This is a genomic window from Pseudomonas sp. S2_F03 (genome assembly GCF_054668335.1).
Genome location: NZ_CP162759.1, coordinates 3,998,139 through 4,012,499, shown reverse-complemented (window position 1 = coordinate 4,012,499; position 14,361 = coordinate 3,998,139). Strand labels below are relative to the sequence as shown.

Annotated in this window: 14 protein-coding genes; 5 read left to right on the top strand and 9 right to left on the bottom strand. The window is 59.8% G+C overall.

Annotated elements, in window-relative coordinates; translation table 11 throughout:
- Window positions 1–33 precede the first annotated feature (33 nt).
- The 4 genes from hpf to AB4N76_RS18685 are packed head-to-tail and all read left to right on the top strand — an operon-like array spanning window position 34 to window position 1,970.
- On the top strand, window positions 34–342 hold the full coding sequence (gene hpf / locus AB4N76_RS18700) for a ribosome hibernation-promoting factor, HPF/YfiA family (protein WP_046026821.1): 309 nt from the start codon (window positions 34–36) through the stop codon (window positions 340–342).
- Window positions 343–354: 12 nt separating this feature from the next.
- Window positions 355–819, top strand: a complete 465-nt coding sequence (gene ptsN / locus AB4N76_RS18695) for a PTS IIA-like nitrogen regulatory protein PtsN (RefSeq protein WP_046026822.1) — start codon at window positions 355–357, stop codon at window positions 817–819.
- 2 nt (window positions 820–821) lie between these two features.
- Complete coding sequence (gene rapZ, locus AB4N76_RS18690) at window positions 822–1,679, top strand: RNase adapter RapZ (RefSeq protein ID WP_046026823.1); 858 nt, start codon at window positions 822–824, stop codon at window positions 1,677–1,679.
- A 15-nt stretch (window positions 1,680–1,694) separates the two neighbouring features.
- Complete coding sequence (locus AB4N76_RS18685; protein ID WP_046026824.1) at window positions 1,695–1,970, top strand: HPr family phosphocarrier protein; 276 nt, start codon at window positions 1,695–1,697, stop codon at window positions 1,968–1,970.
- A 47-nt stretch (window positions 1,971–2,017) separates the two neighbouring features.
- Here the strand turns inward: AB4N76_RS18685 and AB4N76_RS18680 are convergent, their stop codons facing one another.
- The 6 genes from AB4N76_RS18680 to pmbA form a co-directional block, all read right to left on the bottom strand.
- Window positions 2,018–2,911 (bottom strand): ZIP family metal transporter, encoded by an 894-nt coding sequence (locus AB4N76_RS18680; protein ID WP_077430874.1) that lies wholly within the window; start codon window positions 2,909–2,911, stop codon window positions 2,018–2,020.
- Window positions 2,912–2,941: 30 nt separating this feature from the next.
- Window positions 2,942–3,553, bottom strand: coding sequence for a superoxide dismutase (locus tag AB4N76_RS18675; protein ID WP_109787867.1), 612 nt, complete (start codon window positions 3,551–3,553; stop codon window positions 2,942–2,944).
- A gap of 1 nt (window position 3,554) precedes the next feature.
- Window positions 3,555–3,983 carry a hypothetical protein gene (locus AB4N76_RS18670; protein ID WP_046026827.1) on the bottom strand — a complete coding sequence of 143 codons (429 nt, stop codon included), beginning with the start codon at window positions 3,981–3,983 and terminating at the stop codon, window positions 3,555–3,557.
- A gap of 27 nt (window positions 3,984–4,010) precedes the next feature.
- Window positions 4,011–5,387, bottom strand: coding sequence for a class II fumarate hydratase (locus AB4N76_RS18665; RefSeq protein ID WP_460163371.1), 1,377 nt, complete (start codon window positions 5,385–5,387; stop codon window positions 4,011–4,013).
- Window positions 5,368–5,775 (bottom strand): hypothetical protein, encoded by a 408-nt coding sequence (locus tag AB4N76_RS18660; protein WP_046026829.1) that lies wholly within the window; start codon window positions 5,773–5,775, stop codon window positions 5,368–5,370. Before AB4N76_RS18660 ends, AB4N76_RS18665 begins: the two co-directional genes overlap by 20 nt.
- Window positions 5,776–5,911: 136 nt before the next feature.
- Window positions 5,912–7,258, bottom strand: coding sequence for a metalloprotease PmbA (gene pmbA, locus AB4N76_RS18655; protein WP_046026830.1), 1,347 nt, complete (start codon window positions 7,256–7,258; stop codon window positions 5,912–5,914).
- 107 nt (window positions 7,259–7,365) lie between these two features.
- Here pmbA and yjgA point away from each other — a divergent pair, with 107 nt between their 5' ends.
- On the top strand, window positions 7,366–7,890 hold the full coding sequence (gene yjgA / locus AB4N76_RS18650; RefSeq protein ID WP_008026892.1) for a ribosome biogenesis factor YjgA: 525 nt from the start codon (window positions 7,366–7,368) through the stop codon (window positions 7,888–7,890).
- Between the two features lie 61 nt (window positions 7,891–7,951).
- On the opposite strand, the gene tldD is transcribed toward yjgA, so the two are convergent.
- The 3 genes from tldD to AB4N76_RS18635 all read right to left on the bottom strand — a co-directional run bounded on the left by tldD (window position 7,952) and on the right by AB4N76_RS18635 (window position 14,305).
- A complete protein-coding gene (tldD, locus tag AB4N76_RS18645) occupies window positions 7,952–9,394 on the bottom strand; it encodes a metalloprotease TldD (protein ID WP_046026831.1) in 1,443 nt (480 codons plus the stop codon).
- Window positions 9,395–9,399: 5 nt separating this feature from the next.
- Complete coding sequence (locus AB4N76_RS18640) at window positions 9,400–10,260, bottom strand: carbon-nitrogen hydrolase family protein (RefSeq protein ID WP_460163370.1); 861 nt, start codon at window positions 10,258–10,260, stop codon at window positions 9,400–9,402.
- A 202-nt stretch (window positions 10,261–10,462) separates the two neighbouring features.
- On the bottom strand, window positions 10,463–14,305 hold the full coding sequence (locus tag AB4N76_RS18635) for a YhdP family protein (protein WP_460163369.1): 3,843 nt from the start codon (window positions 14,303–14,305) through the stop codon (window positions 10,463–10,465).
- Window positions 14,306–14,361 lie beyond the last annotated feature (56 nt).

Below are 14,361 nucleotides of genomic sequence, written 5' to 3'. Positions count from 1 at the left end.
CGCTTTATGCACTGGCAACGAAGGAGAAGCTGTATGCAAGTCAACATCAGTGGACACCAACTGGAAGTGACCGAACCCCTGCGCACCTACATCGGCGAAAAACTCGAACGATTAGAGCGGCATTTCGACAAGATCACCAACGTGCAGGTCACGATGACCGTCGAGAAGCTGAAGCAGAAAATCGAAGCCACCCTGCATATTCCCGGCAATGAAGTGGTCGCCAACGCGGAACATACCGACATGTACGCAGCGATCGATTCACTGACCGACAAGCTGGATAAACAACTCAAAAAGCATAAGGAAAAGACCCAGAGCCTCCTCCAGGGTGCAACCGGTCGTTAACACTCCCAACCCATGATCCGACTTGAAAACATCCTGACCCCCGGCCGTTCCCTCGTGAACGTGCCGGGCGGCAGTAAAAAGAAAGCCCTCGAGCAAATTGCCAACCTGATCGCCCGGGAAGTGCCGGATCTGGAGATGCAAGATGTCTTCGAAGCATTGATCGCCCGTGAAAAACTCGGCTCGACCGGTTTTGGTAACGGCATCGCCATCCCCCATTGCCGTCTGAAGGGCTGCATCTCGCCCATCAGCGCCTTGATGCACCTTGACGCGCCCATCGACTTCGATGCCATCGACGGGGCCCCGGTTGACCTGCTGTTCGTACTGCTGGTCCCGGAAGCCGCCACCGATGCGCACCTTGAATTGCTTCGTCAAATAGCCAGCATGCTTGATCGCAAGGAAGTGCGGGAAAAACTGCGTAGTGCTCCGAGTAACGAAGCCTTGTATAAGGTTGTTCTGGAAGAGCAAAACGGTCAGTAATCATGCGCTTGATCATCGTCAGCGGCCGCTCCGGCTCGGGTAAAAGCACCGTACTCGATGTTCTCGAGGATAACGGCTACTACTGCATCGACAACCTGCCCGCCGGACTGTTGCCGGAACTGGCCGAGCGTGCGTTGATTCATACCGAATTGTCGCAACCACTGGTCGCCGTATCTATCGATGCGCGCAATCTGCCGAGCCATCTTTCGCGGTTTCCCGAGTTACTCGAGGAAGTCCGTAGCCGGCACATCAAATGCGATGTGCTGTACCTGGACGCCGACGTAGAAACCTTGCTCAAGCGGTTTTCCGAGACCCGCCGTCGTCACCCGCTGAGTACCGCCAATCGCTCGTTGGCTGAGGCGATCGAGGACGAAAGCAATCTGCTTGGCCCCATTGCCGACCTCGCTGATCTCAAAATCAACACCACCAACCTGAACCTGTATCAGCTACGCGACACCATCAAGCTGCGCCTGCTGAACCAGCCGGAAGCCGGCACTGCATTCCTGGTCGAGTCCTTCGGATTCAAGCGCGGCATGCCGGTGGACGCGGACCTGGTGTTCGATGTGCGCTGCCTGCCCAACCCTTACTGGAAGCCGGAACTGCGAGCGCAGTCCGGGCTTGATCAACCGGTGGCCGAGTACCTGGCGGCTCAACCGGACGTCGAAGAGATGTTCCAGGACATTTCCACCTACTTGCTCAAGTGGTTGCCGCGCTTTGCCGCCAGTAACCGGGCTTATGTCACCATCGCCATTGGCTGCACCGGCGGGCATCATCGCTCCGTCTACCTGACCGAACGTCTGGGCCAGGTCCTGCAACAATCCCTGAAGAACGTCCAGGTCCGCCACCGCGACCTCAGCTAAAGGATCCACATCGCGATGCCTGCTCTGGAAATTGAAATCATCAACAAGCTGGGCCTGCATGCCCGCGCTTCTGCAAAATTCGTTGGAGTGGCGGGTCAGTTCAAGGACTGCACGATCAGGGTAGGACGTGCCCCAGAATCCACGGTCGACGGTAAAAGCATCATGGCGATGATGATGCTCGCCGCCGGCAAGGGCACCACAATCCACCTGAGTACCGAAGGTGAGCAAGCGCAGGAAGCACTGGATGCGCTCGTGGCATTGATCAATAACTTCTTCGACGAAGGCGAGTAACACCTCGCCCTGTAGCAGCTGGCGAAACCTGCTGCTACAGCTCAGCGTTACGCCAGCGCCGTATCCATCACCATCATCAAACAAAATCCGATCAACAAGCCAAGACTCGCGAGTTTGTCATGACCATTGCGTCGCGACTCCGGGATCACTTCGTGGGTCACCACCAACAGCATCGCCCCCGCCGCCAACGCCAATCCCAACGGCAACAACAGTTCGGCAAGGCTTACCAGCCACGCGCACAACAGCGCGAATACCGGCTCGACCAGGCCTGATCCCGCACCAATCAGAAATGCCTTGATCCTAAACATCCCTGCCCCAGCCAGCACCAACGCAATCACCAGCCCTTCCGGCACATCCTGCAGCGCGATGCCCATGGCCAGGCTGTCCGCGTCCGGCATGCCGCCGCCGGCAGAAACGCCGACGGCCATGCCTTCAGGGATGTTATGGGCAATGATGGCGAACACGAACAGCCAGATGCGTGGAGGAATCACCGGATGTTCAAGCGTGCCGATGAGCATTTCCGGTGAAGCGCTCGACACCTTGCGATCAACCAAATACAGACCAAACGCCCCGAGCATGATGCCGAAACAGATCAGTCCACTGGCTGACCACGGCGTCAGGCCGAGGCCTTCAGCGGCGGAAATGCCCGGCACGATCAGCGAAAACGCCGTCGCCGCCAGCATCACGCCGGCACCGAACCCCAGCAATGTGTCACTGAGCGCCTGGGGCATGCGCCGAATGACCAGCACCGGCACCGCACCGAGCGCGGTGCCGAGCGCGCAGATCGCACCGCCCTGCAACGCACGCGACAGTCTCGGCTCAAGGTCCAGCCAGGCGAGCCCTTGAGCCACCAGCAAGGCCATGCCTGCCATCAGTAATAGCGATCCCACAGCGTAACGAAACATCCGCCCACTTCCGATCGCCAGTGTTTCAGTGCCCATAGTCAGCCTTGGATTGTTTTTATAGAGGACTTAAACCAGCACGGCTTGATAGCGCGCAGCGACTTCGGGCCAATTGATGACGTTGTAGAACGCATTGATGTATTCCGGACGGCGGTTCTGATAGCGCAGGTAATAGGCGTGTTCCCACACATCCAGACCAAGAATCGGCGTATTGCCGTTCATCAGCGGACTGTCCTGGTTACCGCTGCTTTCCACCACCAGCGTTTTTTGTGGCGTGACACTCAGCCAGGCCCAACCACTGCCGAAACGGGTCAGCGCCGCTTTGGTGAACGCCTCTTTGAAACTGTCCAGACCACCCAGATGCTCATCGATCGCCTTGGCCAGTGCACCTTCGGGATTGCCGCCGCCGTGAGGTGCCATCACTTCCCAGAACAGCGAATGGTTCGCGTGGCCACCGCCCTGATTGATGACAGCGGCGCGCAGTGTTTCCGGCAGTTGCCGGACGCTGGCGACCAGCTTTTCAACTGACCACTCGGCGAACTCCGTGCCCTCAACCGCGGCGTTGAGGTTGTTGATGTAGGCCTGGTGGTGCTTGGTGTAATGGATTTCCATGGTCTGCGCATCGATGTGCGGTTCCAAGGCGTCATAGGCGTATGGCAAGGCAGGCAAGGTAAAAGCCATTTCAATGGACTCCATGATGTAAAGGCGCAGGCGCGACCGCCGGGCTGTGCAGCAAACGATGGGTGCGCGGATACTCGCCGTGCTCGCTGATGAAATTCAGCAGTTCGACATAGGTTTTGCTGCTTTGGCGCAGTGCGGCATCGCGCAGGGCCGGTGCCAGACGCGGATCCTGCAGGGTCTGCAACAACCGTTGGTGGATCGCACACAAATACTCGGCGCTCTCCTCCGGCTGGTTCAGCCGCAGATGCAGGTCCGCCAGGTTGTGGTGGGAAATCACGCAAGCCGCCACCGCTTCGTCGGCATCCGCCCAACGCTCAAACAACACTTGAGCCAGGGCCAGTGCCTGCAAGTAAGCCTCGCGGGCATCGACCAGTTCGCCCAGCATGAAACAGTGATTAGCCCTTTCGATCGTGCGTTTCCAGTGCTCCATGGTGAGCCTCCAAAGCGGTGGCAGTGATTACACGCCGCCTGCGGTTAGTTTTTCCGGGGCCAGCAAAACCTCAAGCTGGTTGCGGGTCATGTCGGTGTGTTCCAGTGCCACGTCGATAACCGGCCGACCTTGCTGATAAGCCTTCTTGGCAATCTCGGCGGCTTTTTGGTAACCAATGATCGGGTTGAGTGCGGTGACCAGTATCGGATTGCGCGACAGCGCTTCCTTGAGTCTGGCTTCGTTGACCTTGAAGCTGGAGATCGCTTTTTCACCCAGCAGATGGCTGGCGTTGGCCAGCAATTCAATGCTGCTGAGCAGGTTCTGGGCGATGATTGGCAGCATCACGTTCAGTTCGAAATTGCCTGACTGACCGGCGATGGTGATCACGGTGTCGTTGCCGATCACCTGAGCGGCGACCATCGCGGTGGCTTCCGGGATCACCGGGTTGACCTTGCCGGGCATGATCGACGAGCCCGGCTGCAAGGCTTCGAGTTCGATCTCCCCCAGACCGGCCAGCGGACCGGAATTCATCCAGCGCAGGTCGTTGGCAATTTTCATCAAGGACACCGCCGTCGCCTTGAGCTGCCCGGAGACCGCAACGGCCGTGTCCTGGGAGCCGATCAGCGCAAACAGATCGGTACCGGGCTTGAATGGGACGTGGGTCAGCTCGCTCAGTTGTTGACTGAAACGCGCGGCGAACTCGGGATGCGCGTTGATGCCGGTGCCCACCGCGGTGCCGCCCTGCGCCAGGGATTGCAGGCTTGGCAGCAGGTTTTGCAGATGGCCGATGTTGGCTTTGAGTTGCTGCGCCCATCCGTTGAGCACCTGGCTCATGCGCACCGGCATCGCGTCCATCAAATGGGTGCGACCGGTCTTGACGTGATGGTGAACGGTCTCAGCCTTGTGCTCGATCACCTGCACCAGGCGCAGCAGCGCCGGCAGCAGCTGTTCATGCAACGCCAGCGCCGCGCTGACATGGATCGTCGTCGGGATAATGTCGTTGCTGCTTTGGCCGCAATTGACATGATCGTTGGGGTTCACCGGCTCACCGAGTACGCGGCTGGCCAGGGTGGCGATCACTTCATTGGCATTCATGTTCGAGCTGGTGCCAGAGCCAGTCTGGAAGATGTCCACCGGGAAGTGCCGCATGAAATCGCCGGTGAGCAGACCCAATGCCGCCTCGACAATGGCAGCACCCTGAGCTTCGCTGATTTGCTTGAGCTCGACGTTGGCCCGGGCGGCGGCCGCTTTGGCCAGGATTAGCGCGCGGATGAACTGCACGGGCATCGGCTTGCCGCTGATCGGGAAGTTATCCACCGCCCGTTGGGTCTGCGCGCCATAGAGCGCATCCACCGGGACCTGAAGCTCGCCCATGCTGTCGCGTTCAATGCGTGTCTTGGTCATCAGAAAATCCTTGCACCAGTTCTATGAGAGGAATCGAGGGCTGCAACTCGCAGGTCGCCAGTTGCCAGGTGTAGCGTTGCCAGCGCGTGAGGCGGCACTTGCACAGAGAGAGGCGTTCGAGTTCACGCAGCGGGCGCCAGGCCTGGTCGAGGCAGTAAGTGCGCCAGTGCCAGGGCAGCGCGACATCGGCGGCAGTGTCGAGTAACAAACGGAAGGAAGTTTCGGCGATGGTCCAGGGAGACGTTGCCGTGCAACAGGCCAAATACCGGCCTTCAGCCAGGTAATGGGCGATCAGGCGTGGTTCGTCAGGGTCCATGGCGCAACGGATCTGGCGACTCATCCAGCGCCAGCTTTCGAGGTAAGGCTGCTCGTGCAAGGCAGAACTCATGATCCGGGCTCATTCGGTAATGAGATTAATTATTAGATGATAATGAGAACCAAAACAACCCCGATAAAATCGAGGCACAAAAAAAGGCGCGTTTCCCGCACCCGGGTAACGCGCCTTTTTGCGTAACGGTTAAGCGTTAGCTACCCGCGACCGTCATGCGTTCGATCAGCACCGAACCTGTGCGAATGTTGCTGCGCAATTCCAGATCATTACCGACCGCAACGATCTGCTTGAACATGTCACGCATGTTGCCGGCGATGGTCACTTCCTGCACGGCAAACTGGATTTCGCCGTTCTCGACCCAGTAACCCGCTGCGCCACGGGAGTAATCGCCGGTGACCATGTTCAGGCCCTGCCCCATCAGCTCTGTGACCAGCAGGCCACGGCCCATGCGACGCAGCAACGCGGCCTGATCTTCATCGCCATGGGTGACAAACAAGTTGTGCACACCGCCGGCGTTGGCAGTACTCGGCATCCCGAGCTTGCGCCCGGAGTACGTGCCGAGGATGTAGGACACCAACTCACCTTTTTCGACGAACGGCTTGGCGTAAGTCGCCAGGCCATCGCCATCGAACGCGGAACTGCCCATGGCGCGCATCAAATGCGGACGCTCATCGATGGTCAACCACTCCGGAAACAACTTCTGCCCCAGTGTGCCTTCAAGGAACGACGACTTGCGGTACAGACTGCCGCCGGAAATGGCCGAGAGAAAGCTGCCGAACAAACCACCGGCCAGTTCAGCGGAAAACAACACCGGCACTTCGCAGGTCGGTACGGGACGCGCGCCCAGACGGCTCGCCGCCCGCTGCGCGGCACGCTGACCGATGATCGCCGGATCGGTCAGCAAGTTGCCCTGGCGGTTTACGTCGTACCAGTAATCGCGCTGCATCTGGCCATCGGCCTCGGCAATCATCACGCAACTCAAGCTGTGTCGGGTCGACGCGTAGCCGCCGATAAACCCATGACTGTTGCCGTACACGCGGCAGCCCTGATGGGTGCTGAGCGTGGTGCCGTCGGCATTCTTGATCCGGCTATCGGTGGCAAACGCTGCGGCTTCGCAAGCCAGCGCTTGCTCGATGGCTTGTTCCGGAGTGATGTCCCATTGGTGGAACAGGTCGAAATCCTGCAGGTCGCGGGCCATCAACGCAGCATCGGCCAGGCCCGAGGCTTCGTCTTCGGACGTGTGCTTGGCGATGGCGAGCGCCGCCGCGACGGTTTCCCGAATGGCGTCAGGGCCGCTGGCCGAGGTGCTGGCCGAGCCCTTGCGCTGACCGACATACAAGGTGATGCCAAAGCCCTGATCGCGGTTGAACTCGACAGTTTCGACCTCGCGCTGGCGCACCGACGTCGACAGGCCCTGTTCCAGGGACACGGCGACTTCGCAGGCACTGGCGCCCTGACGCTTGGCTTCAGCAATGATCTGCTCGACTTGTTCTTGCAGTGCCGGCAACGCTTGTGGGCCGACGCTTTCAACTGCACTCATGCTGTTCTCCACTCAAATTCTGCTTTCGGTATGGCCTTCGAGCGACCGGGCCGGACAAGCGGCCCCCGACTGGTTATCATGGCGGCGTTTCTTTGCGGACGGCCACCATGGTTGATTCTTACGACGACTCCCTCGATACGGGAGAAAAAAGCAAATCCCAGGTTAAACGTGAGCTTCATGCTCTGGTTGACCTTGGCGAGCGCCTTACAACACTCAAGCCTGACTTGCTGGCAAAACTGCCGTTGACCGACGCTTTGCGCCGGGCTCTGGGCGATGCGCCCAAGCACACCGCGAATATCGCGCGTAAACGGCACCTCATGTTCATCGGTAAACTGATGCGCGATCAGGACACTGACGCCATTCTGACCTTGCTCGATCAACTCGATGCCTCCACTCGGCAGTACAACGAACGTTTCCATGGCCTGGAACGCTGGCGCGATCGCTTGATCGCGGGCGACGATGCAGTCCTGGAGAAGTTCGTGCTCGACTACCCGGAAGCTGATCGTCAGCAATTGCGCTCCCTGATCCGTCAGGCCCAGCACGAACTAGCGACCAACAAGCCACCGGCATCGAGCCGTAAAATCTTCAAGTACATCCGTGAGCTGGACGAGACTCAACGCGGCCTGCGTTAAGTCCCTTCTCGGGTGAGTCGCCAAGCGGCTCACCCGAAGCTTCTCTTTTCTCAAAAGCCACTTATGCGCCTGTGCCACCCACAGTGATCGCATCGATTTTCAGCGTTGGCTGGCCGACACCCACCGGCACCGACTGCCCATCCTTGCCACACGTGCCCACGCCGCTGTCCAGCGCCAGATCGTTACCGACCATCGACACCTTGCTCATGGCTTCCGGCCCGTTGCCGATCAACGTCGCGCCTTTGACCGGGGCAGTAATCTTGCCGTCTTCGATCAGGTACGCCTCGCTGGTCGAGAACACGAATTTGCCGCTGGTGATGTCCACCTGTCCGCCGCCGAGATTGGCGCAGTAGATGCCGCGCTTCACCGAGGCGATGATTTCTGCTGGATCGCTTTCGCCCGCCAGCATGTAGGTGTTGGTCATGCGCGGCATCGGCAGGTGCGCATAAGATTCGCGACGACCGTTGCCGGTACGAGCCACGCCCATCAGACGCGCATTGAGCTTGTCCTGCATATAGCCTTTGAGTACGCCGTTTTCGATCAGCGTGGTGCACTCGGTCGGGGTGCCTTCGTCGTCGACGTTCAGGGAACCTCGACGGCCCGCCAACGTACCGTCATCGACGATGGTGCACAGTTTGGACGCAACCATTTCGCCCATGCGCCCGCTGTAGGCAGAGCTGCCCTTGCGGTTGAAGTCACCTTCCAGACCATGGCCGACCGCTTCGTGCAGCAGCACGCCAGACCAGCCGGAACCCAGCACCACCGGCAACGTACCGGCCGGCGCCGGAATGGCTTCAAGGTTGACCAGTGCCTGACGCAATGCTTCACGGGCGTAACCCATGGCGCGGTCATCGCTGAGGAAATAACGGTAATCGGTACGACCACCGCCACCATGACCGCCACGCTCGCGGCGACCGTTCTGTTCGACGATCACACTGACATTGAAGCGCACCAATGGCCGTACATCCGCTGCCAGGCCGCCGTCAGTAGAGGCCACCAGAATCCGCTCCCAGACACCGGCCATGCTCACAGTGACTTGCTGGATACGCGGATCGAGAGCACGAGTAGCCGCATCGATGCGTTTAAGGAGTTCGACTTTTTCGGCGCGGCTGATCACTTCCAGCGGGTTGTCCGGCCCATACAACTGGGCGACGTCCTGGGTCGTGAAAGCCTGCACCGTGCCGTTCTGCCCGGCGCGGGAGATTGAGCGCGCAGCACGGGCCGCGGCACCGAGGGCTTCCAGGGTGATGGCATTGCTGTAGGCAAAACCGGTCTTTTCACCCGATTGCGCGCGTACGCCGACGCCCTGGTCGAGGTTGAAGCTGCCTTCCTTGACGATCCCGTCTTCCAGCGCCCAGGACTCGGAAATCTGCCCCTGAAAATACAGGTCGGCAGCATCGATACCCGGGCCAGCCAGGTCGCCGAGCACGCCTTGCAGGCTCTCGATCGTTACGCCACCGGGCGCCAGGAGGTGTTCACTGACTGAGGACAACAACTCGCTCATATGCTTTACGCCTTAAATTCATCGTTCTGAGGCAGGACGCTGAGCGCCCTGCGAGAAAAGCGCCGGTGACTGGACACCGGCATCCGCGCCCGGATGGACGCCTGTTCGCTGCTATCGCGTTCGGCCAGCAGCACGGCCTCGCCTTGATCCTGTTGCGCCAGTATCCGGCCCCAAGGGTCGACGATGGCGGCATGCCCCCAGGTTTCTCGCGGCCCCGGATGAGTCCCACCCTGCGCGGCCGCCAGCACATAACATTGAGTCTCGATGGCCCGGGCGCGAATCAGCACATCCCAATGCGCCGCGCCGGTCACCGCCGTAAACGCCGACGGCGCGGTAATCAATTCCGCCCCGGCAGCCCGTAATTCGCTGTACAACTCCGGGAAGCGCAGGTCGTAACACACCGTCAGGCCGACTCGACCGACCGGCGTATCCGCCACGACCACCCCACTGCCATAAGCATAGTCATCGGACTCGCGATAACGTCCGCGATTGTCCGCAACGTCCACATCAAACAAGTGCAGCTTGTCGTAGCGCGCCACTGTTTCGCCATGGTCATTCACCAACAGCGAACAGGCATGCACCTTCGCCGTCGGTTGATCCACCGGCGGCAACGGCAATGTGCCGGCGACTATCCATAACTTGAGGTCGAGGGCGGTCTGTTTCAACCATGGCAGGATCGGCCCGTCGCCCAACGCCTCGGCGCGGCCGATATCGGCGATGTCGCGACGGCCCATCGCGGCGAAGTTTTCCGGCAGCACGGCCAGTTGCGCGCCACCGGCCGCCGCTTGCTCAAGCAGGCGGCGAGCCTGGGCCAGATTGGCCAGCACATCGCTCTGGCTGACCATTTGAATCACCGCTACAGACATGGCCTTTCCTGACTTGAGAAGTGTCCGCCAACCTGTAGCGGCTGGCGAAGCCTGCGTCCGGCTGCGCAGCAGTCGTAACACCGGATTGCACGGTTTACCTGCAAGACCATGTTGACCGGGTTCACGACTGCTGCGCAGCCGGACGCAGGCTTCGCCAGCTGCTACAGGATCTGCGTCGCTGATTGAAATGTGTTCGGCCATGCTACTCCATCGCCTTGGCGAGTGCCTTTTCGAAAAGCGACTCAAAAGGTTTGTCGAAGGTGATTTTCGGCTCTTTCCACGGGCCTTTGACGGTGTATTTCACACTGGCAAACCGCGCCATGCGATCACCAATCAGTTTGTCGATCAGGAACAGCGCGCCGCCAACGGCCGGCGCGCCAACGATCAACGCGGCAATCGGCAAATTGTTGGTAACCGGTAACGTCACCAGCAATTTGGCGTCGATCTGATCACCCACCAGATTGAGCGTGCCATCGAGTTCAACATTGCTGGACGGACCGGTCATCCGGATCGGTTCACGGGTGACGTAGACGCCATTGGTACCGACCAGCAAACCTTTGACCCGGTCATAACTCAACCCTTTGCCGAACAGGTCGGAAAAGTCCAGGCGCAAACGGCGACCGATGGAATTGAAGTTAAGCAAGCCGAAGACTCTCAGCGCCTGGGCACTGCCGTCGACTTCAACAAACTGGCCCTTGGTAAGGGAAGCATCAAGGGTGCCGGAGAACCGTTTGCTGGCCAGCCACGCCGGCGAACCGGGCCAGCGACCGTCAACATCCATATGGAACTCTTCGCTGGTGACACTCGGTGCAAACCCCCAGCCCTTGAGCACATCGGCTAGATTCTTGCCGCTGATTCGCCCCTTGTACCAACTGCTGGAGCTCCCTGGCGCACCTTCCCAACCGCCACTGCCCTGCAACAGAATGCCTTTGAGCCCCATGTCCAGGTTATTGAATGCAATGCCCCGCGGCGTCGGACGGACTTTCAGCGACCAGCCACCCACCAGATCCTGACCCAGGAACAGCTGATTGATGGTGATGTCCAGTGCCGGAATTTTTGTCGGGTCAACCGTGGCCAGAGGGTCGGGCGCATTATCGTCGGTCAGTGCCTTGGGATCCGGCGCGGGTAGCCGCACGTATTGCAGATTGACCGTGATCGGCGCGCCTTTCGCGTCAGGCACACCGACCGTGCCTTTGACCTGCTGGCTGTCGAGTTGCAAAGCCCAGGCGGCGGGCTTTCGGTTTATCTGCACCGATGCCTTGTCGAGGGTACTGCCCAGTGCACTGAGCTTGCCAATCTGGAAGTCTGCACCGCTGAAGAACTGCTTGGCATTACCACCCGGATCCTGGCCAGCGTACTTGTCCACCAAATCCTTCCAGGGGCCGACATCCAGTTCCGACAGTACGCCACGCACGCGCAGGCCTTTGGTACCGGGCAACACGGCATTGCCACCACCGAGGAACAGCTCACCACGACCTTCGGCAAAATTGCCGTTCGGGGCTGCAAACGTGAAGTTTGCCAACTCACCATAATTGACCCAATAACGACGCTCCGCACCTTGCAAGGTCATGCGAAATGTCGTGTCGCGCCCCGCATCGGCCGCCATGCCGAACGGAGCCGGCAGATCAACCGTCACGCCTCTGAGGTTTGAATTGACCATCAACTGGCTGTCGGCGCCATCCAGGGTCAGTTGCAATTGATACGGGATCACCCCGGACACCGGCAACGGCTGAGTCACGTTCAACCACTGAGTGAGTTTTTTGACTTCGACATGACCGGAAGCCGTAACGCGAGTCTTGAGATTGCTGGCGTTGCCATCAGCGAAAATCTGCGCGGTGACCGGTTTATCAAAGGCGCGGGCGCTGATGTTCTGCCCGCTCAGCCCCTTGGTGCTGTCGAAGCGGAAATCGCCCTTGAGCTGAGTCAGCTCCAGCGGTGGCTCGGGAAGTTTCAGGCGCGCCCTGGCCGTCTTGAAGTCGACCAGTATTTTCGGCTTCTCGCCTTGGGCCAGCGGGATATCCAGTTTCAGTTTGCCTTGCAGCTCACCCTCACCTTCCCATTTGGCGAAGGTTTCAGCCGTGCCGATGGGCGCCTCCTGGAGAATCTTCAACCCATCGCCCAAACCACCGGCAAACTCGCCGTCAAGAAACAGGTGGACACTTTTTCCATCCGGCACATGGGGAATATTGACGTAGATGTCCTTGACCTGAGTGTCGAGCAACTGGCCCTTGCTGGCCAGAATCCGCACACCACTGTCTTCGACAAACACATCACCCGTGACTTTGCTGACATGCGGCCAGCCTGGCTGGAACGCCAGCTCGGCATCGTGCACCTTGAAGAACAGGCTGATGCTGCGGGCGGTATCAGCGACGCCATGGTTCAGCGACCCCTGATACTGGAAGAAACCTTCATCCACCGCGCCTTTGAGAATGGCCGTACGCAACCATTCGTCGAGTGCGGGGCTGAGGATGGTCGGCAGGTACTTGGCGGTGTAGCGCCCATCGCCTTCCACCATACCCACCCGCAGGTCCATGTAATCTTCCTTGGCGGGATCAAAATACAGGCGAATCAGAAAATCGCCGGCAATCTTGCCCTCTTCGCCAAGCACCTTGAGGTAGGGCGCGATCAGGGTGAAGCCTTCTTTATCGAGTTTCCAGGTCAACGTGGCGTTGGCCTGGATGTACTGCCATGGCTTGGCGAAAATGGGGTCCAGGTGCAGGACAAAGTCCTTGCTGTCCATGCGCAGCTCACCCTTGCCGAGGTCACCGCTGATGCTGCCGCTTACATTTCGCGCCGCCGGGGCGCCGGCATAGGCATCAAAACCTACCTGGTCAAGGTTCGCGGCGAAGCTGAACTTGCTGTCGTCAGTGGCATTGGGCCGCATGTCGATCAGCACATTACGCAGCCCACCGGTCACTTTGAGTTTCTCGACTGCCGTGGCGACACCTTTGGGCAGTGGGCCCAAGGCGTTCAGCAGCGGCGTGAGCGGGGTGAGGTCGAGTCGATCGGCTTGCAGGTGCCAGAGTTCTTCGACCTTGTCAGTGGCCGACGTCTGTTTGAGTTGCAGATGCGACTCCCAGCGCGTCTCGCCGAAGCTCATGGCCAGCGAATCGAGGGTCACCACGACGCCTTCAGCACTGCGCTGGAAATAACCATTGAGTGCCAGGTTATTGATCTGGATCGGCTTGCGCTCGGCATACGCCCCTTTGAGTTGCGGCGCGTTGAGGCGAATCGCCGCGCTTTGCAATGTGCGCTGGCCCCAATTGATCCAGAGCTCGCCGCCGGCCTTGATCTCGGAAAAATTCCATTGCTGGGTCAGGCGCTCGGGCAGCCATTTTGACCAATCGCTTTGCGGCAGGCTCAGGTAGGCCTCGGCCTCCCCATCCTGCCACTGGCTGGCGCGGATACGGGTACGCAGGCTCATGGCCACTGGCTGACCATCAGGCAAGGTCATTCGGGCATCGAGACGCTGCCGCGAAGCTCCGGTTTTCAGCGTGAAGCCGACGTAGGTCAAGGTCAGCGCCGGTTGATCCAGTGGTTGCAAGGTCACCTGACTGTCGATCACCGACAACTGCTGGACGATCTGCAGGCGATTAAGCAGTTGCTCGGGATCCAGCGGCTGATCCTTCTGCACCGGCAACCCTTCCAGCGCCCACTGCCCGTCGGTGCCTTCCTTGAGGCTGATCTTCAGGCCATTGAGCTCCAGGTGAGCGATGCGCAACTGACGAGCCAACAGGCTGCCCCAAAGGTCAGGCACCGCACGCACCTGATCCAGGCGCAAGGCATTGGCACCTTCGCCGACCGTTACGTCATGGGCGAACAGGATCGGCGCAAAACCACTCCAGCTGCCTTCAAGCGCGCCGATTTGCAATGGCACGCCGAAGGCCTCACGGGCTTTGGTTTCGACCTCGGCCCGGTATTCAGCCACCAGTGGCGTCAGCTCCCGGCCGAGGCTGACGTACAACGCCATCAACACCAATGCCAACGCGCACAGGCCCAGCCCCCAGCGGGTGAGTGCGACCAAAATGCGTGTCAGACGCTCCATGTCAGTTGGCTCCCATGGCAAAAATGCTGCAAAAAGCTGAGGCCAGCCGTTCTAGT